Origin of the sequence: Pseudomonas palleroniana (genome assembly GCF_022836895.1) — a bacterium.
In the GTDB taxonomy this organism is placed as follows: domain Bacteria; phylum Pseudomonadota; class Gammaproteobacteria; order Pseudomonadales; family Pseudomonadaceae; genus Aquipseudomonas; species Aquipseudomonas palleroniana.
This window is the reverse complement of sequence record NZ_CP092411.1, coordinates 3,718,204-3,744,515: the sequence shown is the minus strand read 5'-3', so window position 1 is coordinate 3,744,515 and position 26,312 is coordinate 3,718,204. Positions and strand designations below refer to the sequence as shown.

Annotated in this window: 19 protein-coding genes; 16 read left to right on the top strand and 3 right to left on the bottom strand. The window is 61.0% G+C overall.

The window, feature by feature from the left end; genetic code table 11:
- The first annotated feature begins 322 nt into the window (after positions 1-322).
- The 3 genes from MJP36_RS16990 (at position 323) to pgm (ending at position 4,932) form a co-directional block, all read left to right on the top strand.
- A complete protein-coding gene (locus MJP36_RS16990; protein WP_244383536.1) occupies positions 323-1,741 on the top strand; it encodes a hypothetical protein in 1,419 nt (472 codons plus the stop codon).
- 36 nt (positions 1,742-1,777) lie between these two features.
- On the top strand, positions 1,778-3,184 hold the full coding sequence (locus MJP36_RS16985; protein WP_244383535.1) for an aminotransferase-like domain-containing protein: 1,407 nt from the start codon (positions 1,778-1,780) through the stop codon (positions 3,182-3,184).
- Positions 3,185-3,288: 104 nt separating this feature from the next.
- Positions 3,289-4,932 carry a phosphoglucomutase (alpha-D-glucose-1,6-bisphosphate-dependent) gene (gene pgm / locus MJP36_RS16980; RefSeq protein ID WP_244383534.1) on the top strand — a complete coding sequence of 548 codons (1,644 nt, stop codon included), beginning with the start codon at positions 3,289-3,291 and terminating at the stop codon, positions 4,930-4,932.
- Positions 4,933-5,092: 160 nt separating this feature from the next.
- Here the strand turns inward: pgm and MJP36_RS16975 are convergent, their stop codons facing one another.
- The gene (locus tag MJP36_RS16975) at positions 5,093-5,788 is read right to left on the bottom strand and encodes a pirin family protein (protein ID WP_060752894.1); all 696 of its coding nucleotides are present in this window, start codon (positions 5,786-5,788) and stop codon (positions 5,093-5,095) included.
- 217 nt (positions 5,789-6,005) lie between these two features.
- On the opposite strand from MJP36_RS16975, the gene MJP36_RS16970 reads away from it, so the two are divergent.
- Positions 6,006-8,453, top strand: a complete 2,448-nt coding sequence (locus tag MJP36_RS16970) for a UvrD-helicase domain-containing protein (RefSeq protein ID WP_244383533.1) — start codon at positions 6,006-6,008, stop codon at positions 8,451-8,453.
- Positions 8,454-8,490: 37 nt separating this feature from the next.
- Here MJP36_RS16970 and MJP36_RS16965 read toward each other — a convergent pair whose 3' ends face one another.
- Positions 8,491-8,775 carry a DUF1652 domain-containing protein gene (locus MJP36_RS16965; protein WP_060752896.1) on the bottom strand — a complete coding sequence of 95 codons (285 nt, stop codon included), beginning with the start codon at positions 8,773-8,775 and terminating at the stop codon, positions 8,491-8,493.
- Positions 8,776-9,029: 254 nt separating this feature from the next.
- Here MJP36_RS16965 and MJP36_RS16960 point away from each other — a divergent pair, with 254 nt between their 5' ends.
- The 4 genes from MJP36_RS16960 to MJP36_RS16945 all read left to right on the top strand — a co-directional run bounded on the left by MJP36_RS16960 (position 9,030) and on the right by MJP36_RS16945 (position 13,022).
- Positions 9,030-9,839, top strand: coding sequence for a helix-turn-helix transcriptional regulator (locus MJP36_RS16960; protein ID WP_060752897.1), 810 nt, complete (start codon positions 9,030-9,032; stop codon positions 9,837-9,839).
- Between the two features lie 49 nt (positions 9,840-9,888).
- Positions 9,889-11,295, top strand: coding sequence for an NAD(P)/FAD-dependent oxidoreductase (locus MJP36_RS16955; RefSeq protein ID WP_244383532.1), 1,407 nt, complete (start codon positions 9,889-9,891; stop codon positions 11,293-11,295).
- A 79-nt stretch (positions 11,296-11,374) separates the two neighbouring features.
- A complete protein-coding gene (locus MJP36_RS16950; protein ID WP_244383531.1) occupies positions 11,375-12,454 on the top strand; it encodes a polyamine ABC transporter substrate-binding protein in 1,080 nt (359 codons plus the stop codon).
- Positions 12,455-12,608: 154 nt separating this feature from the next.
- Positions 12,609-13,022 carry a hypothetical protein gene (locus tag MJP36_RS16945; RefSeq protein WP_161548136.1) on the top strand — a complete coding sequence of 138 codons (414 nt, stop codon included), beginning with the start codon at positions 12,609-12,611 and terminating at the stop codon, positions 13,020-13,022.
- Between the two features lie 67 nt (positions 13,023-13,089).
- Here MJP36_RS16945 and MJP36_RS16940 read toward each other — a convergent pair whose 3' ends face one another.
- Positions 13,090-13,875, bottom strand: a complete 786-nt coding sequence (locus tag MJP36_RS16940; protein WP_244383530.1) for a helix-turn-helix transcriptional regulator — start codon at positions 13,873-13,875, stop codon at positions 13,090-13,092.
- A gap of 201 nt (positions 13,876-14,076) precedes the next feature.
- Between MJP36_RS16940 and MJP36_RS16935 the strand changes: the two genes are divergently transcribed.
- The 8 genes from MJP36_RS16935 (at position 14,077) to eprS (ending at position 26,261) form a co-directional block, all read left to right on the top strand.
- Positions 14,077-15,441 carry an APC family permease gene (locus MJP36_RS16935; RefSeq protein WP_244383529.1) on the top strand — a complete coding sequence of 455 codons (1,365 nt, stop codon included), beginning with the start codon at positions 14,077-14,079 and terminating at the stop codon, positions 15,439-15,441.
- Positions 15,442-15,450: 9 nt separating this feature from the next.
- Positions 15,451-16,554 (top strand): DmpA family aminopeptidase, encoded by a 1,104-nt coding sequence (locus MJP36_RS16930; RefSeq protein WP_244383528.1) that lies wholly within the window; start codon positions 15,451-15,453, stop codon positions 16,552-16,554.
- Between the two features lie 367 nt (positions 16,555-16,921).
- Positions 16,922-18,355, top strand: coding sequence for a serralysin family metalloprotease (locus tag MJP36_RS16925; RefSeq protein WP_244383527.1), 1,434 nt, complete (start codon positions 16,922-16,924; stop codon positions 18,353-18,355).
- A 48-nt stretch (positions 18,356-18,403) separates the two neighbouring features.
- Entirely contained in the window at positions 18,404-18,772 is a 369-nt protein-coding gene (locus MJP36_RS16920; protein WP_161548133.1) for a protease inhibitor Inh/omp19 family protein, read from the top strand.
- 102 nt (positions 18,773-18,874) lie between these two features.
- Positions 18,875-20,626 (top strand): type I secretion system permease/ATPase, encoded by a 1,752-nt coding sequence (locus tag MJP36_RS16915; RefSeq protein WP_244383526.1) that lies wholly within the window; start codon positions 18,875-18,877, stop codon positions 20,624-20,626.
- Positions 20,623-21,936 (top strand): HlyD family type I secretion periplasmic adaptor subunit, encoded by a 1,314-nt coding sequence (locus MJP36_RS16910; RefSeq protein ID WP_104993754.1) that lies wholly within the window; start codon positions 20,623-20,625, stop codon positions 21,934-21,936. Before MJP36_RS16915 ends, MJP36_RS16910 begins: the two co-directional genes overlap by 4 nt.
- 2 nt (positions 21,937-21,938) lie before the next feature.
- Positions 21,939-23,273 (top strand): TolC family outer membrane protein, encoded by a 1,335-nt coding sequence (locus MJP36_RS16905; RefSeq protein WP_060753095.1) that lies wholly within the window; start codon positions 21,939-21,941, stop codon positions 23,271-23,273.
- Positions 23,274-23,303: 30 nt separating this feature from the next.
- Positions 23,304-26,261, top strand: coding sequence for an autotransporter serine peptidase EprS (gene eprS, locus MJP36_RS16900; protein WP_244383525.1), 2,958 nt, complete (start codon positions 23,304-23,306; stop codon positions 26,259-26,261).
- Positions 26,262-26,312: the final 51 nt, after the last annotated feature.

Sequence of the window (26,312 nt, the reverse complement as noted above, 5' to 3'; positions counted from 1 at the left end):
CGGTTTTTCAGGGTTCGGGTGAAAGAGGTAAGTAATGTCGGTCAGATATTTCTCTAATTTATTAGTTAGAGCGGTGTAGGACGCTGTCGGATTATTCCTAGGGCTATCCCTTCTTTCGCCGTAGGGCGCGCAGGATCGCGGCTCTCGTCAAAGGTGGTCATTTGGAATGCCACCGGTAACGCTCCGGTGGGTTTGTTGCAAGGTGCTAATGTTGATTCATCCTCGTACCCTGTAACAAGCAATAAACCTACAGATGTAATAGGTCAGGCAATTGCTCTTGGCAGTTGCTTGAAACTGATATTTCAACTCGGGTAGTAAAGCAATGAGCGCAATTCACGAGCAAGCCATGAACTATGTTTATCATCAAGTTCTGCAGCGGTTGATCGGGCACTTTACCCGTGCCGAACGTACGGCACTTCAATTGTTGATCCAGCGAATTGTGGTGGCTGCCGGCGGCATGGAACAAGTCGGTGATTACAAGGTGCTCGTCGCCCATGGCGGTGGTGCTGTCAGCAGCTACACCCTTGCGCTGCTCCGGGCGGCGCAATTGACCATTGCCGGGCGGGCGCCCAAGACCTTTCATCTACGTGTAGCCACCTTGCGGCATGCGGGCATGACCCAGGCGACGCTGGACACCCTGTACCAGGGCTACAGCGCGTTGTTTCTGCACGACGATCCCCGCGTAGACCTGCTCCTGGTGGAAAACCAGGAAGTGCTGCCATTCAATCACCAGCGCCCGCCGTCGAGTGCGGGGCGTGAGGTCAGCCAGCGCAATATGCTGATGATAGGGCACCTGACGTCCGGCGATATCCGGGCGACATTGTGTAACGACACCTACCTGCGCCTGGGGGATTTCTACCAACGGGTCACCACATGGGGTGGCGGGGTGCATGCGGTGGTCAGTGGCGATTCTGCGCGCACGCAAAGCCAATACCTGGCCTGGCTGAAAAAGACGGCCACTACGGCGGGCATCACTCTGCCGCCCGGCAAGTCGTCATCGCTCAATGCGCTGTTTGCGCGCATGGAGGAGTGGAGCGCCGGTTGCTACCGTGACCTCTACGGCGAACATTATGTGGACATCGACAGCCCAGGCCGGGGCGGGCACCGGCATCTGGCGTATATCGGCATCGACGATCTGCTGGGGGAGGTGGACGTTGCTTCGACACCGCTGCTCACGCAGTTCCTGGCCCGTAAACCGGACCCCTTTGCGTTCCACTTCAGCCATTCGGCGTTCCCTAACCCATTGCTGATGGCGCATTTGCATGGGCTGCAGGCCCAATGCCTGCGGGAGCTGTCCTACGCAGAAGGGGTGGATAGCTTTGTCAGGCAAGCAATGGACGCCATGTACCGCCGGCACATTCCACACCACCTGATAGCCGAGGCAAGCTCAGATGACGGACGGATTCTGTTAGCGACCTATGCCCAGGAATTCTTCGGCCTGGATGAAGGGCAGTTGACCTGCCTGTTGTTCTCACCCTTCATTCACCATGGCGAGCGGCTGGAGGGCTACCTGCGCCAATGCCACCCGGGCATGCTGGTGGCGCTCCCTGAGCTGCACAACGTGTTGCAAGGCAAGCCGGCCGGCGATGTGTTGCAGCAATGGGCGGTCGATACCAGCGGGTTGTCGCTGCCGTTGTTGCAACACCTGTACCGCAAGCGGCCGGTACAGATCGAACGAGGTGCCCAACTGCGCAACCGCCGCCTGGCCCAGGCGCAGGCGGCGCAGTTGTCGGGGCGTTAGCCGCGTGCACCGGTTTTTCAGCCCAGGTCAGCGCCAATGACCCTGCGCGGGGAGCGACAGGCGGATTTCGCTTACCAGGCGGTGTACCGCTACATGATCAACCTGATCAACGAGGTCAGCCTGGACACGCCGGTCAAACTGCCGTCCCTGCGGCAGTTGTCGGCACGGCTGAACGTGTCGATCTCGACGATTCAGTACGCTTATTCTCTGTTGGAGAAGGAGGGACGGGTCTACTCAGTGGCCAAATCCGGCTATTTTGCCTGGCCGGCTGCGGTCAACCCGCAAATGATGGCGGGTGCCGATCTGCTCGAGCGCTTGTACGTGGCGGCGCGGCGTCCGGCAATGGCCGTGCTCAGTGGTGATGAGCCGGCGCTGCTGGACTCACTCGACGGCGCTTTGCTGACGCTGGAGCGCCAACTGGTACGGCGCCATCCGCATCACCTGCAACCCTGGTCGCAACCCTGTGGCGTGTGGGAGTTGCGTACGGCGTTGGCGGCGCGCTACACCTCATCGCCCACGCGTTGCTGGCAGGCCGATGAGGTGTACATCGGCGCAGACTTGCGAGGCGTGCTGGAGATCCTGATTGATGCATTGGGCCTCAAGGGCAGTATGGTGGTGGTCGAGTCCCCCTGTGATTATTTGATCTTGCGCCTGTTGCAGGCTGCCGGTGTGAGGGTCGTCGAGTTGCCTTGGCAGGCCGACGGTTGCCTGGATCTGGCGATGTTCGAACAGCTGCTGCGTCACGAACCGGTGCCCCTGGTGTTGCTGTCATCGGTGGTCAGCCTGCCGTCAGGCAATGCGCTGTCGACCGCAGAGCGGCTGCGCGTGGCTCAGTTGCTGGAGCACTATGGCGGCTGGTTGCTGGAGAACGATACATTCGGTGAGCTGAGTTTCGCATCGCCCCCGGTCCCGCTGCGCAACCTGGTCAACCCGGAGCGGTTGATCGTGTTCTCCTCGTTCGAAAAGGTACTCGGGCCGGAAGCGCCGTTTGGTTATGTCTTGTCGCGACACCTGAGCGGCGAGTTGCAGCGCCAATTTCTGCTGCGCTCATTCAGGCTGTCGTCGATCCGTCAACGCGCCATCGCCCAGCTTTACCAGAACGGGCGGTTCGACCAGCACCTGCAGACGTTGCGCGAGCACTTGTGCGAACAGGCAGAGGCCATGAGTGAGCGCCTGGATGCCCACCTGGAGGGGCGCGTGAGCTATCGCATGCCCATCGCCGGGGCAAGCTTCTGGTTGGAATCGGTGGCAGCGGTGGATATGCGTCAGGTGTTCCAGCGCATGGTCGCGCAACACGTGGTGATTGCTCCGGGTGAGTTGTTCAGCCTCAGCGGCTTGCATTCCCAGCATCTGCGGCTCAGCCACACGTTCAGTGGGCAGCTGAACCTTGATATCACCCTGGATTGCCTGGCACAGGCATTGCGCCAGGCGCAGATCGACTAGCGTATGAAAAATCTCCAATCACTGTCGGATCGATATCGTCGCGAAGTAGTCCAACTCCCAGTAAACTGTCACTTTTTCCGAATCCTTCTTTTCGAGGTTTATGCATGACTATCAGTCCTTTTGCGGGCAAGCCGGCGCCAGCTCAGTTGCTGGTGGATATCCCGCGACTGGTCACGGCCTATTACACCGGCCAGCCTGATGCAGCAATCTCCACTCAACGCGTTGCCTTCGGCACCTCTGGGCATCGTGGCAGCTCGTTCGAGCTGAGTTTCAACGAATGGCATGTGCTCGCCATCAGTCAGGCCATCTGCCTGTACCGTGAAGCCCAAGGGATCAACGGCCCGCTATTCGTGGGCCTGGATACCCACGCCCTGTCGACGCCGGCCGGCGCCAGCGCCCTGGAGGTCCTGGCCGCCAATGGCGTGCACGTGATGCTGGCCGAAGGGGATGAATACACCCCGACACCGGCGATTTCCCACGCCATTATCTGCTACAACCGTGGGCGCACCAGCGGCCTGGCGGACGGCATCGTCATCACGCCATCCCATAACCCGCCGCAAAGCGGTGGCTACAAGTACAACCCGCCCAATGGTGGCCCGGCCGACACCCACGTGACCAAGTGGATCGAAGCCAAGGCCAACGAACTGCTGGCCAATAAACTGGCCGGCGTCAAGCGCATCACCCATGCGCAGGCGCTCAAGGCCGACACCACTCATCGGCATGACTACCTCAACAGCTACGTGGCCGACCTGATCAACGTGATCGACATGGACGCCATCCGCAGCGCGGGCCTGCGCCTGGGCGTCGACCCATTGGGCGGAGCAGGGGTGCGCTACTGGTCGGCGATCGCTGAACACTACCGCTTGAACCTGGACGTGGTGAACACCGAAGTCGACGCCACCTTCCGCTTCATGAGCGTGGATTGGGACGGCCAGATCCGCATGGACCCGTCTTCGAGCTATGCCATGCAAGGGTTGATCGGCCTCAAGGAGCGTTTCGACGTCGCCTTCGCCTGCGACCCGGACCACGACCGCCATGGCATCGTCACCCCGTCCGGTGGCCTGCTGGCGCCGAACAACTACCTGGCGGTGTCGATTGACTACCTGTTCCAGAACCGCCCTGACTGGCGCGCCGATGCGGCCGTGGGCAAGACCGTGGTCAGCAGCGGCTTGATCGATCGCGTCGCCGCGCGCATCGGGCGTCGCCTCTACGAAGTGCCGGTGGGTTTCAAATGGTTTGCCGACGGGCTGTTTGAAGGCTCGCTGGGCTTTGGTGGCGAAGAAAGCGCCGGCGCCTCGTTCCTGCGTAAAGACGGCAGCGTGTGGAGCACTGACAAGGACGGCTTGATCCCGGCCTTGCTGGCCGCGGAAATGACCTCGCGCAAAGGCCAGGACCCGAGCCAGATCTACCGTGGCCTGACCGACGCCCTAGGCGAGCCGTTCGCGATCCGCGTCGACGCCAAGGCCACCCCGGCGCAGAAAGCGCTGTTGGGCAAGCTGTCGCCGCAGCAGGTCACGTCCACGCAGTTGGCCGGGGAAAGCATCCAGCAAATCCTCAGCCATGCGCCGGGCAATAACCAGGCAATCGGTGGCTTGAAGGTGATGACCGAAAACGGCTGGTTCGCCGCACGCCCATCGGGTACCGAGGATATCTACAAGATCTACGCCGAGAGCTTTATTGGCGAAGATCACCTCAAGCAGTTGGTGGAAGAAGCGCAGGTGCTGGTCGACGGCGCGATTTCCGAGTAACACGTCAGTCAGTTACTGAGGAACACTGTCACCGTGGCGAGGGAGCTTGCTCCCGCTGGGCCGCAAAGCGGCCCACGCTTTTGATTTGAAAAGACTGGGCCTGCTACGCAGTCCAGCGGGAGCAAGCTCCCTCGCCACAGGTCATCCATGCCGCCGGCCGTCAGGCCAGATCGACCAGCACAATCTCGCTGTCCTCAATCGCCGTTACGCGCAATACCTGCTCATCCTGCACCGCAACACCGTCGCGAGCTTGTGCACGCAAGCCATTGACTTCAATCACGCCGGTCGCCGGCACCAGATACGCACGCCGCCCGCTGTCCAGCCGGTATTCGGCGCTTTCCCCGGCTTTCAGGTTCGCTGCCACCAGGCGCGCGTCCGCCCGAATGCGCAGGCTCTCGCTGTCTCCGGCCTTGCCGCTGGCCAGGGTCACAAAACCCTCGCGGTCACCTTTGGGAAACGGTTTGGCGCCCCAGGACGGCGGCAACCCCGATTCGTTCGGGATAATCCAGATCTGGAAAATCTTCGTCGGTGTGGCTTCCAGGTTGTATTCGCTGTGGGCGATCCCGGTGCCGGCGCTCATCACCTGAACGTCGCCAGCCTCGGTGCGGCCCTTGTTGCCCAGGTTATCGGCGTGGCTGATCGCGCCCTCACGCACATAGGTAATGATTTCCATATCGCGGTGCGGGTGCTGCGGAAAACCGGTGCCCGGCGCAATGATATCGTCGTTCCACACCCGCAGGTTGCCCCAGTGCATGCGCTTGGGGTCGTGGTATTCGGCGAATGAAAAGTGGTGATGAGCGTCCAGCCAGCCGTGATGGGCGCCGCCCAACGTATTGAAGGGTCGAAGTTCAAGCATGATCGTCTCCTGTGAATGAGCCCATTTTCCGGCAGCGGATGATCGATAAAAAGCGTAAAAAGTGCCTTATTCCTATCAGTCGATTAGATGGGTTGCGCGTGTTTTGACTTTCACTTCATCGCCTAACTGCATGACGATAAAGCAATTGGCTGGAACTGAACGCCATTTCCGGCGACCATGGCGCACTTGTCGAAGCCAGTCCATCGCAGGAGTCCGCGTGCCGCAACAAAAGCCTGATCTACCGCCCGAACTGCGCCCACTGGCCGAAATGCCGCTACTCAAGCGTCTGGCGGCGCGTCTGTTTGGGCATGGCCTGACCCGTTTACGGGCCCAGCACCGGTTTTCCTGGCTGCATGGCCAGGCGGATGGTTTTCGCAGCGGGCACGAGGCGGGCGTCGAGTACGGCTACCGCGAGGGTAAGGCCGATGGTATCGAGGAAGGCCGGCAAGTCCTGTTGATTCGTGACTTTCGACCGGACGAGCATCGCGCGCCGGGGATCGACGACAGCCTGTTCGATGATTGGCGCCTGCCGCTGACCGCCGAGGTGAAAAAACGCATGAAGGCCGACGTGGCCCGATTGCTGCCCGAGCATGCCCAGCCCAGTGCGGCGCAGTGGAAGATGATCTTCAGCGACACACCCTCGACCTCGGTGATTGCCGGGGCGGGCGCAGGTAAATCCACCTCGCTGGTGCTGCGTATCCTGCTGTTGACCCATTATCTGGGCTTCGAGCTCAGCTCGATGACGGTGGTGACCTTCACCCGCGAATCACGCAAAGACTTCATCAACAAGCTCATGCAGATTCTCAGCCTGTGGGGCCAACCCCTTGGTCTCAAAGAGGCCCAGGCGGTGGTGCGTACCTTTCACTCGCGCATTTTGCCTATGGTGCGCAGTTTGCCGGGCTTTGAACGGCTGCAAGCCTTCGAGAACCTCGGCAGTGGGGTTGAAGACGCCGACAGCAACCCGTTCGACCTGCGGATCAGCGACGCGCAGCGCCAACAGCTGAATGCCTGCTACCACCACTTGCATGGTCGCCATGAACGCTTCCGTGAACTGATCGTGCCGCTGGCGCGCCAGGGCCTGCAGCTCAAGGAACTGGAGCGCGACCACCCGGATGTGCAAAAGCGCATGGCGGTGACCGAATTGGCGGCCAAGCGTGATGAAGAACTCTGCGATGTGATCGAAGACCTGTGGTTTCGTGCCGGCGCCTGGCCGATAAAAGGCATTGAGCCCAGCCGGCAGACCTTCGAGATCAACGGTGCGCAGTTTCATTGCCATGGCTACATCGCTGAGCTGGACGCTTGGGTGGTGTTGGGCTTCGATGCCCGGGAGAACGCCCAGATTACACGCCCCAATGCCAAACTGTCGGTGCGTGCGGAGTGGGCGGTAAAGCGCACCCTGTTTCAAGCTTTCTGCCGCAAGCCTTTGATTTGGCTTGATAACTACGAATCATCTAAACGGCTTTTGGGCAGCCTGGCGGGGGATGCCACGGCGGGCCCCGGGTTTGACTACAAGGTTAAAGGCGAACTGGCGTCGGCGCCGCTGCTGGACAGCTTTGTCACGGCTGCCGGCTTTATCGAAAACCTTGGCCTGGACGTACCCACTGCCGTGGGCCGGATGAGCTTCGCCAAGGACGACCCCGACCGGTTCTTCTTCGAGGCCCTGAGCATTTTCTGGAAAGCCCTGGAAGACCATCTGCTCGATCAGTCGCCGCCGATCATGACCTACAACCGCATGTTCTCGCTGTTCGGTGAAAACACCCCGGAAAACCTCAAGTTGCTCAGCGACCCGCTGCTGCGCCCGATGTCGCACCTGATGATCGATGAGTTCCAGGACGTATCGCCGCAGATCGTGTCGTGGCTTCGCGCCAGCCTGCGTGAGATCCGCAGCCGTGGTCCGGCGATGCACGTCGGGCGTGGGGCGCAGCGTTCTTCGTTACTCTGCGTCGGGGACGACTGGCAGTCGATTTATGGTTGGCGCGGCAGTTCGCCCCAGTATTTCATTGCGTTCAACCAGGAATTCCCGTCACCCGCGACCACCCGTGTGATGCTCGGCGAGAACTACCGCAGCCACCAGCACATCATCGACGCCGCCGAGCATGTCGTGCGCAGCGCCCCGGCGATTCCCGGCAAAAAAGCCAAGGCCAGCGGCGCCCCCAAGCCCTTGGTCCCGGTTGCGGTGCTTGAGCGCGATGACGCCATGCTTGGCCGCACGCTGCTTGAGCATTATCAAAAAGGCGATTCGGTCTTGATGTTGTATAGAAAAAGCAGCGATAAGTTATTGATTCAAGAGCATATTCAGTCTGTAGTTAATCTGGATTCGAGCTTGCCGTCAGCGGCTCGCAGGTTGAAACAGCTGACTTATCACAGTGCCAAGGGCTTGCAGGCGGATGCTGTTTTTCTGCTGGGCGATTGCCAGCATGTCACCAGCTCGCCCTACAAGAACCAGGTCTATCGCATGGCCGGGCTGGGCAAGGACGGCGACAGCGAGCCCTATGACACGGCGCAAAAAGACGAAGTGCTGCGCCTGGCTTACGTCGGTATCACCCGTGCGGTGAGCCACTGCTATTGGTATGTCGAGAAACCGGAGGGCCAGGGCGTGAATGTGCCCAGGGCCTCGGAGCGGGTGGATGGCAAGAAAGCGTTCTTCGACGACCGGCGTGGATGACTCCGGCAGGGCCGCTCACGACGGCCCGGGCAAGGCATCAAGCCCGCAAAGACAGCGGTGGTACAAAGGACTCCAACTCATCCTCCACCGCCTCGATGATGCGCTCTACATCAGAGGCATTCATCACGGTGGCGCAGGGGATGCCGGCGATGGCGATCAAGGTCTCGCCGCTGGCCCGGTCGAACAGGCGCACGATCATGCTGCCAGGCGCATCCATGCTGCCTTCGAAACCCATCGGATGAAAATGCCAGCGCATCAGCTGGCAGGCGTTGGGGAACGTCACTTTGTTCAGGTTGCCGTGCATATTGCCCACCTTGTTCATTGAGCGCTTCCTTTAGCTCGCGGCAGGGCCAGGACCGTCAATGGTCATGGTTTGAAGAATTTCAAAAATAGCATTCGTTCGTAACCATCATGTGACTTTTTTTGTCCCGTTCGGCAGTTGTTTACTGACTCTTTGATGTAGGTCATGTCCTGGTTCAAATCAGGCAAAAAGCCATTAGTGATCAGCTCTGATCGACCCTTGAAGCGGTCGTGATAATTCGGCAGTCTCACCATTTACCCGCCACAGAGCCTTATATGCCCGACAGCGCCTCGGCCGATGATTGCCAAACCACCCGGGCCACGGCTGAACTGGTGTTGCGTCACCACCTGTGCTGGCGCCATCGCGACCTGGATGGGGTCATGGCCTACTACCATCCGGACATCCAGTACCACGACTTCTTCCAGAACCGCGTGGTGGGCTACGCCGAACTGCGTGAGTACCTGCAAGCCAGCATGCCGCGTGGGCCCGATGAGGCCATCGCCCATGCTGACCGCATTCGCGCCGACGGTGACACAGCCTTCATCCAGTACTGCATCACCTTGCGTGGCGGCCAGGGGTTGGTGTCGTTCCGCACCAGCGAAGCGATCACCGTGCGTGACGGGCTGATCTGGCGGGTCAATGAATACGCGTCCCTGGTGCATGAACAACCGGCCCAGGCTATACGCCCGACCGTCAGTCGCCTGGGCCTGTCGCCGCACCAGTTGGGGCATATGGCCAACGACCTGCAGCAGTATTTCCAACAGCAGCAACCCTATCTGGACCCGGAGCTGGATTTGCAACGGGTGGCCAAGGCGTGTGGCTACAGCCGCAATCAGATGTCCTACCTGCTGAACCAGGTGCTCGGGCAGAGCTTCTACCGCTACGTCAACCAGGCACGGCTCCAGCACTTGTTGGCCGAGTTGGACAAGGCCACGTCGCCGATAAAAGTCGATGAGCTGGCGTTCGCTGCGGGTTTCAACTCGTTATCGGCGTTTTACAGCGCATTTCGCCAGCACACCGGGCAGTCGCCCAAGGCTTACGTCAAGCAAATTTCTCTGCGTGCACGCGCGCAAGACAGCCCATAACCTCACGCCCTAGGATCGTCCCTATCGAAATGAGGTAGGGGAGCCCGGCATGCCGGCATGGCGCAAGATCAGTTTATGGATGGACCAGTTGGACGACCCGCTGCTGGCGCGGCCGGCGCTGGCCCATGACCTGGATGTCAACGTGGCCATTATCGGTGCCGGTTATACCGGGCTGTGGACCGCGTATTACCTGAAGCGCCAGGCACCCGAGCTGAAAATCGCGATTATCGAGGCACACACCGCAGGTTTTGGCGCGTCGGGCCGCAACGGTGGCTGGCTGATGGGCAACCTGTTGGGTGAAGACCGCTTGTTGGCGGGCCTCGACCCGCAACAACGCCGGGCCTCATTCGATCTGTTGCACGGCATACCGGATGAAGTGGCCCAGGTGTTGGCTCGTGAAGGGATCGACTGCGACTACCGCAAAGGCGGTGCCCTGTATTGCGCCGCACGCTACCCCGAACAGGAGCGCAGCTTGCGTCGTTACCTGGACAAACTCCACGCCCAGGGGCTGACTGAACACGACTACCGCTGGTTGAGCCCGCAACAGTTGGCCGAACAGATCCGTATCGCCAAGCCCTATGGCGGCATCTATGCACCGCATGTCGCGACGATCAACCCCGCCAAGCTGGTGCGCGGCCTGGCGCGGGTGGTGGAGAACATGGGGGTGACGATCTACGAAAACAGCCCGGTGACCCATTGGCAGTCCGGCCGCCTGCGCACGGCCCAGGCCGGCGTGCGCGCCGCCTGGGTGGTGCCGGCGGTGGAAGGCTACGCCAACACATTGCCGACCCTGGGGCGTTATCAGTTGCCGGTGCAGAGCCTGATGGTCGCCACCGAGCCGCTGTCCGCCTCGACCTGGGATGAAATCGGCTTGAGCCATGGCCAGGCGTTTGGCGAAAGCAGCCGTCAGGTCACCTACGGCCAGCGCTCAGCGGACAATCGCCTGGTGTTCGGGGCCCGTGGCGGCTATCAGTTCGCGGGGAAGTTGCGACACAACTTCGATCTGACCGACAGCGAGGTCGAGCTGCGTCGTTACCTGTTTGGTGAACTCTTCCCACAGCTGAAGAAGGTACGGATTACCCACTCCTGGGGTGGCAACCTCGGCATGTCACGCAACTTCCGGCCACATATGTTGTGTGACCACAAGACCGGTATCGCGCTCTCTGGCGGTTATGGCGGAGAGGGCGTCGGCGCCACCAACCTGGGCGGGCGCACCTTGGCTGACCTGATCCTGGGCCTGGATACGCCATTGACCACCCAGCCCTGGGTGATCCGCGAGCGTGGCCTGGACGCACTCAAGCCCTGGGAGCCCGAGCCCTGCCGCTGGCTGGGCTACAACGCGATCATTCGCAGTTTTGTGCATGAAGACCAAGTGTTGGCCGCCCCCCATACCGCGCCTTGGCGGCGCAAGTTGGCGAGCGCCGTGGCCGGCTTCATGGAAGGTTTCATGCACTGATCGTTTGACTCGCACGAACGCTTTGGATCCTTGATCGCCTGCCATAACAACAGCCCTGAAACCGCCAGGAAATCGAACCATGAAAGCCATTGCCCTGTTTCCCTTGATGTTAGCGGCGTCTATCAGCCAGGCCGCTGAGACGGTGAAAATCTACAACTGGTCGGACTACATCGCGCCCGACACCACCAAGAACTTCCAGAAAGAAACCGGCATCGGTTTCACCTACGACGTGTACGACAGCAACGAGACCCTCGACGGTAAGTTGATGACGGGGCAATCGGGTTATGACGTGGTGTTCCCATCCAACCACTTCATGGCCCGGCAGATCGAGGGCGGCGCGCTGAAGAAGCTCGACAAGCGCCAATTGCCCAACTGGAAAAACCTCAACCCGGCATTGCTCAAGGCCCTGGAAAACAACGACCCGGGCAACGCCCACGGTTTTCCCTACCTGTGGGGCAGTACGGGCATCGGCTACAACATCGACAAGGTCAAGGCCGTGCTCGGCGACGACGCGCCGGTGGATTCCTGGGACTTGATCTTCAAACCGCAAAACATGGCCAAGCTGCAAAAGTGCGGGGTGGCGATCCTCGACAACGGCCCGGAGCTGTTGCCGGCCGCGCTGAACTACCTGGGGTTGCCGCCCCACAGCAAGCAGCCTGAAGACTACAAAAAAGCTCAAAACCTGCTGATGAAAGTGCGGCCGTATGTGGCGTACTTCCACTCCTCGAAATACACCGCCGACCTGGCCAATGGCGACATCTGTGTGGCCGTCGGTTTCTCCGGCGACATCCTGCAAGCCGAAAGCCGTGCCAGGGAAGCCAAAAACGGCGTGAACATCGGCTACAACATCCCCAAGGAAGGCGCTGCCATCTGGTTCGACATGGTCGCCATGCCCGCCGACGCGCCCGATGAAAAAGCCGGCTACGCGTTCATGAACTACCTGCTGCGCCCGGACGTGATGGCCAGCATCACCAACTACGTGCACTACGCCAATGGCAACAGCGCGGCCGACAGCCTGGTGGATCCGATGATCAAGGCCGACACCAAGGTGTACCCGAGCCCGGAAATGATGGGCAAATTGTTTGCCCTGGAGGCGATGCCGCTGAATATCGACCGGGTGCGTACGCGGGTGTGGAACACCGTTCGGACGGGACGCTGAGCATGGGGAGACAAGAGGGACCTGTATCGATCGGTTAGAGCTGTTCGCGATAGTTGAAAGTCTTTTTAAACCTGTCAATTTTGACAGGTTTAATATTTTTCAAAGCCCATTAAGCTCATCCTTCCGAACGATTTCACTGGGTAAGGAGAGACACATGGCAAGCCTCAAGGAAACAATCAGGAAAGTAACGCAAGCCTCTGGCTGGATGATCGGGCACGTCAAGACTCCTGACGGGAAGATACCCTATAGGACAAACCAGGTATATCGCGTTGAAAGTGCCAATACACTAAGAATATATTCGCGTGAAGAGTCCAATGGCGCTCCCGACGATATCTCGGCCATAGAGGTAACCTTTCAAGATAAAAATGTGCAAAGCGGTACCTATGACATCGACTCTAGAGCTGTGACGGCTGCGTACTTGCCTTTCGGATCCGAGGCGCAATATGCGGAATCAGGTACTGTCACTATCGAAAGGTTCGAGGATGAAGTATTGCTGGGGCAAATCCAGTTTGTGACCGCAGATTATGCTACCCGCGTGGTGTTCATTATGCAGGGCATCAACGGGTGACAATCGGTTATTCAAGCTTGGTTCGATCGTTCCCGTGCAGGCGCGGGAACGATCTTGGTCGACTGAGTCAGGGATTCTCCAGATCATGCCCCAACGACTGGATAAACAACGAAAACAGCTCCGGTTGTGACGAGATATCCAGCTTCGCGTACAGATGTCGCCGATGCACCTTCACCGTGTCCGGTGAAATATTCAGGCGCTCGGCCATGGCCTTGGACGAGAACCCACGCAGCACCAGCCGCGCGACCTCCAGCTCACGCTCCGACAGCACGCCGCAGCCGAAATGGCTCAGGGCGTCCCTGATCTGGCTGTCCATCGCCGGCACTCGCTGAGTACTTTGTTGCCAATGCTGCTGCATCAACGGCAGCACCCACGCGGCCAGCGTAGTCATCAGCCCGCTTTCTTCAAAACTGAACCGGCGTTGCATGCCCAGCGACAATGACAAGGTGCCTGCCCCCGGCAATTGCAGGATGAACTGCACCTCATCTTCCAGGACGTTGTCGTGGAAGTAGTTGAGGAAGTATTCACTCTGGCGAAAATGGTCCGGCGCCACCTCTTCGAGGCGGTACACACCGCTGGGGTAGCCTTCGCGGTACGCCTGGAAAAACGGGTCGAGCAAATACAAGCCATTGAGGTAAACCAGCATCGACGCCGGTTTGCTGCTGGGCTGGGCGTCGTATTCCTCCAGCGCCTGGGGCGGGCCTTCCAGTGGGTAGAAGATCGCCAGGGCGTTGTCGAAGGGCAGGCACTGATGCAGTAACAGCACCAGTTGTTTCCAGAACCGCTCGGTGCCGATCTGTGACAGGGTGCGCCCCAGCCCTGCATGCATGCCGATTTCCCTGAACAGGCTCATTTAAACGGCTCCCGGCCTCGAATAGATCGGTCAAGGGTTGGGTTTTTGCCGGGGGCCGTCAAGGGGAGTACCCCAATAGGGGAATTGGCTGACACCGTCGCAGCCGATACCTTCGTGCTCATTCAGCGGGAAACATATCCCGCAACCCATCCGGTTTTTCGTTTCTGCCTCACACCAAAAACAACGACAGAGGATAACGATATGAGTGCTTCTCCCGCGCCAGACGGCGTGCTCAAGCCGACCTTGAGCGTCTTCGATGTGGTGGCCATCACCGTTTCGGCGGTCACTCCGGCCAGTTCCGTATTCGTCATCGCGCCCTTTGCCATCCAACAGGCCGGCAGTGGTGTGTTCCTGGCCTTTGTGATGGCCGCTTTGCTCGCGCTGATGTTCGCCTTCTGCTACGCCGAACTGGGGCGTGCCCATAACAGCGCAGGGGGTGAATATGTCTACGCCAAGCGCGTGTTCGGCGGCATGGCCGGTTATGCGACGTTTTTGACCGTGCTGGTCATGTTGCTGTTTATCCCGCCGGTACTGGCAACGGGAGCCGCGACGTATCTCAATAACGCCCTGGGCACGAAATTCGACTCGCAAACCGTGGCCCTGGTCATCGTGGTGTGCAGCTACGCACTGGGCATCCTCAATATCAAGCTCAATGCCTGGATCACCGGCACCTGCCTGTTGCTGGAAGTGGCGGCACTGCTGGTGATTGTGTGCATCGGCTTCGGTAACCCGGTGCAGCCGGCCAGCGTGCTGTTGCAACCGCAGATTGTCGAGAACGGCATGTTGCATCTGGCGCCCTGGGGCCTGGTGATCGGCGCGATCGGTATCGGCCTGTTTTCGTTCAATGGCTATGGCCCGGCCGTGCTGCTGGCCGAAGACATGAAGTGTGGCGGCAAGGGGGTACACAAGGCGGTGTTGTGGTCCCTGGGGCTGGTGGTGGTGATCGAGCTCGTGCCCATTACCGCGCTGTTGATTGGCGCGCCATCCCTGAGTGCGATGATCAGCAGCCCCGACCCGATCGGCTACCTGCTGACCAGCCATGGCAATGAAACCCTGTCACGCCTGGTCAGCGCAGGCATCTTCCTGTCGGTGTTCAATGCCATCGTCGCCATCGTCATCCAGATCGGTCGCGTGGTGTTCAGCAGTGGCCGCGATGCGTTGTGGACGCCGACCATCAATCGCTGCTTCACGCGTATCCACCCGCGCTGGGATTCACCCTGGTTGGCTACGCTGTTTCTGGCGGTTCCTTCGGCGTTGCTGAGTTTCAGCTCCAATTTGGCGGACCTGACCTCATTCAGCGTATTGCTGATCATGCTGGTGTACCTGGTGGTGGCGTTGAGTGCGCTGATGAGCCGGGTGCTGCTGCGTGATCGCGAGCATCCTTACCGCATGCCGCTGTGGCCGTTGCCGGCGTTACTGGCGGTGCTGGGGGCGGGTTATTTACTGATGACCCTGATTGCGGCTGCGTCGGTCCGGGACATCATGATCATCATCGGCTTGCTGGCCACGTCGGTGATTTTGTATTGCATCAGTGGCCGGTTGAGTCCGGCGTTTCAGAAATTGTAAGGAGTGGTTATGCGTGCACGTCAATTGGGCATCACGTTGGGGCTGGGCACGCCCGGCGAATTGAATGCAATCACCGATGTTCCGGGCGTGCGGGTCGGCCACGCCACGCTCAAGACTTGCATCGACGGCAAACAGGTGCGCACCGGCGTCAGCGTCATCCAGCCACGGGCCGGCGAGGCGCGCCATCAACCCTGCTTTGCCGGCTATCACGTGCTCAATGGCAATGGCGACGCCACTGGGCTTGAATGGATCAGCGAAGCGGGGCTGCTGACCACGCCGCTGGCCATCACCAACACCCACAGCATCGGCGTGGTGCGTGACACGCTGATCGCCCTGGAGCGCGAGCGCCTGGCAGACCCGGCCGTGTATTGGTGCATGCCGGTGGTGATGGAAACCTACGACGGCCTGCTGAATGATATCTGGGGCCAGCACGTCAAGCCTGAGCATGTGCGCGAGGCGCTGGATAACGCTGAATCCGGCCCGGTGCAGGAAGGCGCGGTGGGCGGCGGTACCGGGATGATCTGTCACGAGTTCAAGGGCGGCATCGGGACGGCTTCGCGGCGCTTGCCGGCGCAGTTGGGGGGCTGGACGGTCGGCGCGCTGGTGCAGGCCAACCATGGCAAACGCCAGGAGCTGCGTGTGGATGGCTACCCGGTGGGGCGTCATCTGATGGAGATCCCTTCACCGTTCGCCGAACGCGGTACGCCCGGCATGGGCTCGATTGTGGTGATCCTCGCCACCGACGCGCCGTTATTGCCGCACCAATGCCGACGCCTGGCGCAACGAGCCTCGGTCGGTATCGCCCGCACCGGCGGCGGCACTGAAGACTCCAGTGGCGATCTGTTCCTGGCGTTCGCCACGGGCAACCAGGCGATCCCGCCAGCCGATTACGGGCGCAAGGACCTACCACTGAGCACGCCCCTGCAGATGGTGAACAACGACCATATTTCACCGCTGTTCAGCGCGGCGGCAGAGGCGGTGGAGGAGGCGATCATCAATGCCTTGCTGGCCGGTGAAGACATGACCACGCAAGACGGCATCAGCGTGCCGGGACTTACCGGGGAGAGGCTGATCAGCGCGTTGAACAAGTCAGGTTGGAGTGTGGCCCGGTAATAGGGGACAAGGCACTTTAATAGTGCAGATGGTGGCTCTTTAATGTTGTAGATGACACCGTGACAATATATTGGATCCATTTATCAAGTGTGCCGCTCAACTTGAGCGGCTTTACCGCTATTTAATATTTAAATAACAGTGGGCGACAATTGGCCGCGCAGAAGCAATGGCCCCCAATAAATGCTGGAGAGCACTTCCTCAAGTTGAATCTACGTCACAGTTTCAATGCGGAAATATTTGTAGACGAAAGATTTCAGGTTGTGTCAGTTTCGATACGCCTTCAAAAGAGGCGAGTGATAGGACGATCTCGCCCGCGAGGTTCCTATCGAACAAAGACTGATGCACTTGCAAACAAGGAAGTACGTTTATGTCAAAAGTAAAAGACAAAGCTATTGTTTCTGCAGCGCAAACCAGCACAGCGTATTCGCAGATCGATAGTTTCAGCCATCTGTACGACCGTGGCGGCAACCTCACGGTCAATGGCAAACCGTCCTACACCGTGGACCAGGCAGCGACCCAGCTGCTGCGGGATGGTGCCGCGTACCGGGACTTTGATGGCAACGGCAAGATCGATCTGACCTACACCTTCCTCACCTCGGCGTCCTCGGCCACCATGAACAAACATGGCATTTCCGGGTTCAGCCAATTCAACGCCCAGCAAAAAGCACAGGCCGCACTGGCCATGCAATCCTGGTCGGATGTCGCCAACGTGACCTTTACCGAAAAGGCTTCCGGTGGTGATGCACACATGACCTTCGGCAACTACAGCGGTGGCCAGGACGGCGCAGCGGCTTTCGCCTACCTGCCCGGCACCGGCGCAGGCTACGACGGCACTTCGTGGTACCTGACCAACAACAGCTACACGCCGAACAAGACCCCGGACCTGAACAACTATGGCCGGCAGACCCTGACCCACGAAATCGGCCACACCCTGGGCCTGGCTCACCCTGGCGACTACAACGCCGGGAATGGCAACCCGACCTATAACGACGCGACCTATGGACAGGACACGCGTGGCTACAGCGTCATGAGTTACTGGAGCGAGAGCAACACCAACCAGAACTTCAGTAAAGGCGGGGTCGAGGCTTACTCCTCGGGCCCGCTGATCGACGACATCGCGGCGATCCAGAAGCTCTACGGCGCCAACTACAACACGCGTGCCGGCGACACCACCTACGGTTTCAACTCCAACACCGGGCGTGATTTCTACAGCGCCACTTCCAATGCCGACAAGCTGGTGTTTTCGGTATGGGACGGTGGCGGCAATGACACCCTGGACTTCTCCGGTTTTACCCAGAACCAGAAGATCAACCTCAATGAAGCGTCGTTCTCCGACGTCGGCGGCCTGGTGGGCAACGTGTCCATCGCCAAGGGCGTCACGGTCGAAAACGCCTTCGGCGGTTCGGGCAACGACCTGATCATTGGTAACAACGCAGCCAACCTCATCAAGGGCGGTGCCGGCAACGACATCATCTACGGCGGCGGCGGTGCGGACCAACTGTGGGGCGGCGCCGGCAACGATACCTTCGTGTACGGTGCCAGTTCCGACTCCAAGCCGGGTGCGGCCGACAAGATCTTTGACTTCACCTCCGGTTCCGACAAGATCGACCTCACCGGTATCACCAAAGGTGCAGGCGTAAGCTTCGTCAATGCATTCACCGGGCATGCCGGCGATGCTGTACTGACCTACGCCTCGGGTACCAACCTGGGTACGTTGGCAGTGGACTTCTCTGGGCATGGCGTGGCGGATTTCCTCGTCACCACCGTTGGCCAGGCGGCAACCAGCGACATCGTAGCCTGATGTAAAGCGCGCGGCGCTACGGCGCCGCGCTCTATGATGGAGCAGAAGATGCCGCGTTTTTCCCATTTGATCGCCTGTGCTTCGCAGGTGTTGTTCGTTTTGGCAGGAGCCCAAGCAATGGCGAGCAGTCTCGTATTACCCACCACCGCCCAATTGGCCGGGCATTGGCAGCTCAAGCAACAGGATCAGGTCTGCGCGCTGGACCTGCTGGAACAGGCCAATGCGCTGGCCGGTGATGTCGCCTGTGTCGAACAATGGCTGGGAGACAAACCCTTGACCTGGTCACCGACCCCGGACGGCATCTGGTTGATGAACGCCGAAGGCAGCGGTATTACCCATTTGAATCGCCAGAAAGAAGGCGTATATAAAGGGCGCACCGCCTCCGGTTCGGAAGTTGTATTGCAACGCACGCCTTAGTTAATCGTTATAAGCCTATAACTCGATTTTATAGTTGGCCGTCCCTTAGTCAGGGGCTTGGGCAACTATTGCGCGTATTCGCTTCAGGGAAGATCAATAAATATGGCGAAGTCCCATGCGGTTGTGCCCTTATTCAGGGCGTTGGGTGAATACAAAAGTATTTTGATCAGCATCGGCTGTTTCACCGCATTGATTAACGTGCTGATGCTGGTGCCGTCGATTTACATGCTGCAAGTGTATGACCGCGTGCTGTCCTCCCAGAATGAAACCACGCTGGTGATGTTGACACTGATGGTCGTGGGCTTCTTTGCCTTTATCGGCACCCTGGAAGTGGTGCGCAGTTTTATCGTGATCCGTATCGGCAGCCAGTTGGAACAGCGTTTCAACCTGCGCGTGTACAAGGCCGCGTTCGAACGCAACCTGCAACGGGGCCAGGGGCATGCCGGGCAGTCCCTGGGCGATTTGACGGTGATCCGCCAATTCATCACCGGGCCTGCGCTATTCGCATTTTTCGATGCGCCGTGGTTTCCCATCTACCTGTTCGTGATTTTCCTGTTCAACGTCTGGCTCGGCGTGCTGGCCACGGCAGGCGCCGTGATCTTGATCGCACTGGCTTGCCTGAACGAATACCTGACCAAAAAGCCGCTGGGCGAGGCGGGCGCCTTTTCCCAGCAGTCGACGCAGTTGGCCACCAGCCATTTGCACAACGCCGAGACGATCCAGGCCATGGGCATGCTCGGCGCGCTGCGCAAGCGCTGGTTCGCCGTGCATGCGCAATTTCTCGGTTACCAGAACAAGGCCAGCGACACCGGCTCGGTGATCACCTCCCTGAGCAAATCCTTGCGCCTGTGCCTGCAATCGCTGGTGCTGGGCCTGGGCGCATGGCTGGTGATCAAGGGCCAGATGACCGCCGGGATGATGATCGCCGGCTCTATCCTGATGGGGCGCGTACTCAGCCCGATCGACCAGTTGATCGCGGTGTGGAAGCAGTGGAGCTCGGCCAAGCTGGCTTACCAACGCCTCGACGATCTGTTGCGTGAGTTTCCACCGCAAGTCGAACAGATGGCCTTGCCGGCACCCAAGGGCCAGGTGAGTTTCGAGCAAGTCAGCGCGGGCCCGCCGGGGCGACGCCTGGCCACCCTGCATCAAGTCAGCTTCAAACTGGGGGCTGGTGAAGTGCTGGGCGTGCTCGGCGCGTCGGGCTCCGGTAAATCCACCCTGGCCCGTGTGCTGGTGGGGGTATGGCCGACCCTGGCGGGCACGGTGCGCCTGGACGGCGCGGATATTCACCGCTGGGATCGCGATGACCTCGGCCCGCATATCGGCTACCTGCCCCAGGACATCGAATTGTTCAGCGGCAGCATTGCCGACAACATCGCTCGCTTTCGCGACGCCGACCCGGAGCAGGTGGTGAAGGCGGCGCAACAGGCCGGGGTGCATGAGCTGATCCTGCGCTTGCCACAAGGCTACGACACGGTGCTGGGCGACAACGGTGGCGGCCTGTCAGGCGGCCAGAAACAACGCGTGGCCCTGGCCCGTGCGCTGTACGGCGCGCCGCGCTTGATCGTGCTGGATGAGCCCAACTCCAACCTCGACACCGTGGGCGAAGCCGCGTTGGCCAGCGCCATCGTGCAGATGAAAGCGCAGGGCTCAAGCGTGGTACTGGTGACGCACCGCTCTTCGGCGCTGGCCCAGGCGGACAAATTGGCGGTGCTCAACGAAGGGCGGTTGCAGGCGTTCGGGCCGAGCCAGGAAGTGCTGCGCGCCTTGTCGGGCCAGCCGGAAGCACCACGGGAAAAGGCCGGAGTGAGCCTTAGCCGTCAGTACCCAGCCGCAAGGAACCCAGGCGCATGAGCAGTACGACATTCGAATCCCCTTTCAAGCAGCGAGACGCCGGTTTTTTCGTCAAGATGGGCTGGTTGCTGACGGTTGTCGGCGCCGGCGGTTTTTTCCTCTGGGCCAGCCTGGCCCCACTGGACCAAGGCATTCCGGTGCAAGGCACGGTGGTGGTGTCGGGCAAGCGCAAGGCTGTGCAAACCCTCAGCCCAGGCGTGGTCAGCCGGATCCTGGTGAAGGAGGGCGAGGCGGTCAAACAAGGCCAACCGCTGTTTCTGCTCGACCAGACCCAGCATCAAGCCGACGTGCAGTCGCTCCAGGCCCAATACCGCCTGGCCTGGGCCAGCGCCGCCCGCTGGCAGAGCGAGCGCGACAACCAACCCAGCATCACCTTCCCGGCCGAGTTGAGTGCCAACCCTGACCCGGCGCTGGCGTTGGTGCTTGAAGGCCAGCGCCAACTCTTCAGCAGCCGCCGCGAAGCCTTTGCCCGCGAGCAGGCGGGCATCAGCGCGAACATCGAAGGCGCCAGCGCACAGCTCGACGGCATGCGCCGTGCCCGCAGCGACCTCACTGCCCAGGCGCAATCGCTGCGCGAGCAACTGAGCAACCTGCAGCCCCTGGCCGACAATGGCTATATCCCGCGCAACCGCCTGATGGACTATCAGCGTCAGCTGTCCCAGGTCCAGCAGAGCCTGGCGCAAAACACCGGGGAAAGCGGTCGCGTCGCGCAGGGCATCCTCGAGTCGCGCCTCAAGTTGCAGCAACACCGTGAGGAATACCAAAAGGAAGTGCGCAGCCAACTGGCCGACGCCCAGCTGCGCAGCTTGACCCTGGAGCAGCAGTTGACCTCGGCGGGTTTCGACCTGCAGCACAGCGAAATCAACGCCCCGGCCGACGGCATTGCGGTCAACCTTGGCGTGCACACGGAAGGCGCCGTGGTGCGGGCCGGTGAAACCCTGCTGGAGATCGTGCCCCAGGGCACGCGCCTGGAGGTGGAAGGGCATCTGCCGGTGCATCTGGTGGACAAGGTGGGCACCCATCTGCCGGTCGACATCCTGTTCACGGCGTTCAACCAGAGCCGCACCCCGCGTGTGCCGGGCGAGGTCAGCCTGATCTCCGCCGACCAGATGCTCGATGAAAAAACCGGCGCGCCGTACTACGTGCTGCGTAGCAGCGTCAGTGACGCGGCACTGGAAAAACTCCACGGCCTGGTGATCAAGCCCGGCATGCCCGCCGAGATGTTCGTGCGCACTGGTGAGCGTTCGTTGCTCAATTACCTGTTCAAGCCGCTGCTCGACCGCGCCGGCTCCGCGTTGACCGAGGAATGAGCATGAAGTCAGTGTTCATCACCTTGCTGTTGGCCTGTGGCAGTGCGCAAGCGGCCATGGGCCCGTTCGATGTGTACGAACAGGCCCTGCGTAACGACCCGGTCTTCCTCGGGGCGATCAAGGAGCGCGATGCCGGCCTGGAGAACCGTACCATTGGCCGTGCCGGGCTGCTACCGAGGCTGTCGTACAACTACAACAAGGGCCGTAACAACTCCGAGGCGCACCTGCCGGACGGCCGCGGCGGCTCCTATCGCGACGACCGCAACTACAACAGCTACGGTTCCACGTTCAGCCTGCAACAACCGTTGTTCGACTACGAAGCCTATGCCAACTACCGCAAGGGCGTGGCCCAAGCGTTGTTTGCCGACGAGAGCTTTCGCGACAAGAGCCAGGCGCTGCTGGTGCGGGTACTGAGTTACTACACCCAGGCGTTGTTCGCCCAGGACCAGATCGACATTGCCCGCGCCAAGAAGAAAGCGTACGAGCAACAGTTCCAGCAGAACCAGCATCTGTTCCAGCAAGGCGAGGGCACGCGCACCGACATCCTGGAAGCCGAGTCGCGTTATGAATTGGCGACCGCCGAAGAAATCCAGGCGCTGGACGAACAAGACGCGTCGCTGCGCGAACTGGGGGCCTTGATCGGCGTGCAGAGCGTCGACATCCATGACCTGGCGCCCCTGAACCAGAGCTTCGCCGCCTTCACCTTGACCCCGGCCAACTACGACACCTGGCATGAGCTGGCGATCAGCAATAACCCCACGCTGGCGTCCCAGCGCCAGGCGGTCGAAGTGGCGCACTATGAGGTGGAACGCAACCGCGCCGGGCATTTGCCGAAGATCACCGCGTACGCCAGCTCGCGTCGCCAGGAGTCCGACAGCGGCAACACCTACAACCAGCGCTATGACACCAACACCATCGGTGTCGAATTCAGCCTGCCGCTGTACGCCGGTGGCGCCGTCTCCGCGTCCACCCGCCAGGCCAGCCGTGCCATGGAGCAAGCCGAGTACGAGCTGGAAGGCAAGACCCGCGAAACCCTGATCGAACTGCGTCGCCAGTTCAGCGCCTGCCTGTCGGGGGTGAGCAAGTTGCGCGCCTATCAAAAAGCCCTGGTTTCGGCTGAAGCGCTGGTGGTGTCCACCCGGCAAAGCATCCTCGGCGGTGAGCGGGTCAACCTCGACGCGCTGAACGCCGAACAGCAGCTGTACAGCACCCGTCGCGACCTGGCCCAGGCGCGTTATGACTACCTGATGGCCTGGACCAAATTGCATTACTACGCCGGCAACTTGCGTGACACCGACCTGGCGAAAGTCGATGAGGCTTTCGGCCCGGTGAAATGAGCGTCTAAAAAAACAATAAGGATGGTTTAGATGATCACCGATTCACCTCGCTTCAAACCCTTTACCGCCGGTTCCTTGCTGCTGTTGTCCGTTGCGGCGCAGGCGGCATACACCGAGACCGGTCAAGCGGGTAACCCCGCCAGTTGGCGAACCGCCGAGTTCCAGAGTGACTGGGGCCTGGGACGCATGAAGGCGGATGAGGCCTACGCCGCAGGCATCAGCGGCAGCGGCGTAAAAATCGGCGCCCTCGACTCAGGCTTCGACCCCAACCACCCGGAGGCGGCCAAGGACCGCTTCCACCCGGTCACGGCCACCGGCACCTACGTCAATGGCAGCCCTTTCAGCACTACCGGCGCGCTCAACCCCAACAACGACTCCCACGGCACCCATGTCACCGGCACCATGGGCGCGTCCCGTGACGGCGTGGGCATGCATGGCGTGGCCTACAACGCACAAATCTACGTGGGCAATACCAACGCCAACGACAGTTTCCTGTTCGGCCCGACCCCGGACCCCCACTACTTCAAGACGGTGTACAGCGCGCTGGTCGATTCCGGCGTGCGCGCCATCAACAACAGTTGGGGCAGCCAGCCCAAGGATGTCAGCTACCAGACCCTCGGCGATCTGCACGCCGCCTATGCCCAGCATTACAACCAGGGCACCTGGCTGGATGCGGCGGCGGACGTGGCCAAGGCCGGCGTGATCAATGTGTTCAGCGCCGGCAACAGTGGTTATGCGAATGCCAGCGTGCGCTCGGCACTGCCGTATTTCCAACCGGAGCTGGAAGGGCATTGGCTCGCGGTGTCGGGCCTGGATAAAGCCAACAACCAGAAGTACAACAAGTGTGGCATCGCCAAATATTGGTGCATTTCCACCCCGGGCGCGCTGATCAACAGCACCATCCCCGACGGCGGCTACGGCGTGAAATCCGGCACTTCGATGGCGGCGCCCCACGCCACCGGCGCGCTTGCGCTGGTGATGGAGCGCTACCCGTACATGAACAATGAGCAGGCGTTGCAGGTGTTGCTGACCACCGCGACGCAGCTCGATGGTTCGATCACCCAAGCCCCCAACACCACGGTCGGTTGGGGTGTGCCGGACCTGGGCCGGGCGATGCACGGGCCGGGGCAACTGCTGGGCGCGATGAACGTGAACCTCGCGGCCGGGCAAGGTGATGTGTGGAGTAATGGCATCACCGATCAGGCGCTGATCCAGCGCCAGGCCGAAGACCGCGCCGAGCACGCCGCCTGGCAGCAAACCCTGCTCGACAAGGGCTGGCAAAACGGCGTGGCCGCGAATGCCAGCCAACAGGACAAGACCGATTACGCCATCGGCACCGCACGCGACCAGGCCTCCGCCCAGCGGGTGTACGAGGGCAGCCTGATCAAGTCCGGCGGCGGGCGGCTGGTCCTCAGTGGCGACAGCACCTATCGCGGCGCGACCACGGTCAACGGCGGCTTGCTGGCGGTCAATGGTTCGCTGGCATCGGCGGTGACGGTCAACGACAGCGGCACCCTCGGCGGCTCCGGGCGGATTGCCTCGCTGTCGGTCAATCACGGCGGCAGCGTGGCGCCGGGCAACTCGGTGGGCACCTTGCAAGTGGCCGGCGATGTGAACCTGGCGGCAGGCTCCACGTACGCCGTGGAACTGACCCCTACCAGCAGCGACCGCATCGTAGCGGGAGGCAAAGCGCTGCTGGGTGGCGGCACGGTCACCCTCGCGCTGGAAAACAGCCCCACGCTGCTCAGCCAGAGCCAGGTACACAGCCTGATCGGCCAGCAGTACTCCATCCTCCAGGCGGCGGGAGGCATCCAGGGCCAGTTCGGCCAGGTGTTGCCCAACTACCTGTTCCTGGGCGGCACACTCGACTATGCGGCCAACGGCGTGCAACTGAATGTTGGGCGCAACAACGCTACCTTCGCCAGCGTGGCCGCTACCCGTAACCAGCGCAACGTGGCCGCCGCAGCCGAGCAGTTGGGCGCGGGCAATCCGGTGTACGAGAGTGTGTTGCTGTCGGACTCGGTGGCCACCGCCCGGCAAGGCTTGCAGCAGTTGTCCGGCGAGATCTATCCGGCGATCGGCGCGATGCTGCTCAACGACAGCCTGCAATTGCGCGATGCCGTGGGCGAGCGTCTGCGGCATGTGCCGCTGAGCGGTGAACGCAACCTGTGGCTGAAGGCGCTTGGCGCCTGGGGCAAGACTGATAGCCGCAGTGAAACGGCAGGTTCGACCCGCTCCATCGGTGGCCTGCTGGCCGGTGTGGACGGCGAGCTGGATGAGCAGACCCGGGTCGGCGTGGTCGCCGGTTACAGCGACAGTTCGTTGAACATGGGCAGTGGCACCCATGCATCGGCGTCCATCGACAGCTACCACTTCGGCGCGTATGCCGGGCGCGAGCTGGGCGATTGGCGCGTCAGCGTCGGTGGCGCCTACAGCTGGCATCGCGGCGATGTAAAGCGTGACTTGCAGTACGGCGCGGTCAGCGGCAAGCAAAAGGCCAAGCTTGAGGCGCGCACGGCGCAATTGTTCACCGAGGCGGCCTACCGCATTCACCTGCAACCCCTGGCCCTGGAGCCGTTCGCCAACCTGGCCTACGTGCACCTGGACAGCGATGCCTTCCACGAAAAAGGCGCAGCCGCCGCGCTGGAGCGCAGCCGCGATCAGCGTGACGCGGTGCTCAGCACCCTGGGCGTGCGTGCGCTGAAAACCCTGCCTCTGAATGATCGCCAGCAGCTTGAACTGTCGGGCTCGCTGGGCTGGCAACACAGCCTCAGCGCGGTGCAATCGCAAGAGCATTTGGCGTTTGTTGCCGGCGGGCCCTCATTCGCCGTGGGCAGTTCGCCGCTGCTGCGCGATGCGGCGCTGGTCGGCGTGCAGGCCAGCCTGGCGTTGAGCCCATCCACGCGGGTCAACCTGGACTACACCGGCCAATTGGGGGGCAGTGAGAAAACCCAGGGTGTGGGTTTAAGCCTCAACTGGCAGTTCTGAGTTCAACAAGAAAAACCAAAAAAACTAAGGAAGGTCACCGTGAACAAACGA

What these genes read in the sequence shown, in the direction of transcription:
- MJP36_RS16930 (WP_244383528.1), top strand. Translation starts at nt 15,451, where the DNA reads ATGCGTGCACGTCAATTGGGCATCACGTTGGGGCTGGGCACGCCCGGC.
- MJP36_RS16950 (WP_244383531.1), top strand. Translation starts at nt 11,375, where the DNA reads ATGAAAGCCATTGCCCTGTTTCCCTTGATGTTAGCGGCGTCTATCAGC.
- MJP36_RS16915 (WP_244383526.1), top strand. Translation starts at nt 18,875, where the DNA reads ATGGCGAAGTCCCATGCGGTTGTGCCCTTATTCAGGGCGTTGGGTGAA.
- pgm (WP_244383534.1), top strand. Translation starts at nt 3,289, where the DNA reads ATGACTATCAGTCCTTTTGCGGGCAAGCCGGCGCCAGCTCAGTTGCTG.
- MJP36_RS16990 (WP_244383536.1), top strand. Translation starts at nt 323, where the DNA reads ATGAGCGCAATTCACGAGCAAGCCATGAACTATGTTTATCATCAAGTT.
- MJP36_RS16985 (WP_244383535.1), top strand. Translation starts at nt 1,778, where the DNA reads ATGACCCTGCGCGGGGAGCGACAGGCGGATTTCGCTTACCAGGCGGTG.
- MJP36_RS16965 (WP_060752896.1), bottom strand. Translation starts at nt 8,775, where the DNA reads ATGAACAAGGTGGGCAATATGCACGGCAACCTGAACAAAGTGACGTTC.
- MJP36_RS16935 (WP_244383529.1), top strand. Translation starts at nt 14,077, where the DNA reads ATGAGTGCTTCTCCCGCGCCAGACGGCGTGCTCAAGCCGACCTTGAGC.
- MJP36_RS16925 (WP_244383527.1), top strand. Translation starts at nt 16,922, where the DNA reads ATGTCAAAAGTAAAAGACAAAGCTATTGTTTCTGCAGCGCAAACCAGC.
- eprS (WP_244383525.1), top strand. Translation starts at nt 23,304, where the DNA reads ATGATCACCGATTCACCTCGCTTCAAACCCTTTACCGCCGGTTCCTTG.
- MJP36_RS16940 (WP_244383530.1), bottom strand. Translation starts at nt 13,875, where the DNA reads ATGAGCCTGTTCAGGGAAATCGGCATGCATGCAGGGCTGGGGCGCACC.
- MJP36_RS16920 (WP_161548133.1), top strand. Translation starts at nt 18,404, where the DNA reads ATGCCGCGTTTTTCCCATTTGATCGCCTGTGCTTCGCAGGTGTTGTTC.
- MJP36_RS16945 (WP_161548136.1), top strand. Translation starts at nt 12,609, where the DNA reads ATGGCAAGCCTCAAGGAAACAATCAGGAAAGTAACGCAAGCCTCTGGC.
- MJP36_RS16910 (WP_104993754.1), top strand. Translation starts at nt 20,623, where the DNA reads ATGAGCAGTACGACATTCGAATCCCCTTTCAAGCAGCGAGACGCCGGT.
- MJP36_RS16975 (WP_060752894.1), bottom strand. Translation starts at nt 5,788, where the DNA reads ATGCTTGAACTTCGACCCTTCAATACGTTGGGCGGCGCCCATCACGGC.
- MJP36_RS16905 (WP_060753095.1), top strand. Translation starts at nt 21,939, where the DNA reads ATGAAGTCAGTGTTCATCACCTTGCTGTTGGCCTGTGGCAGTGCGCAA.
- MJP36_RS16960 (WP_060752897.1), top strand. Translation starts at nt 9,030, where the DNA reads ATGCCCGACAGCGCCTCGGCCGATGATTGCCAAACCACCCGGGCCACG.
- MJP36_RS16955 (WP_244383532.1), top strand. Translation starts at nt 9,889, where the DNA reads ATGCCGGCATGGCGCAAGATCAGTTTATGGATGGACCAGTTGGACGAC.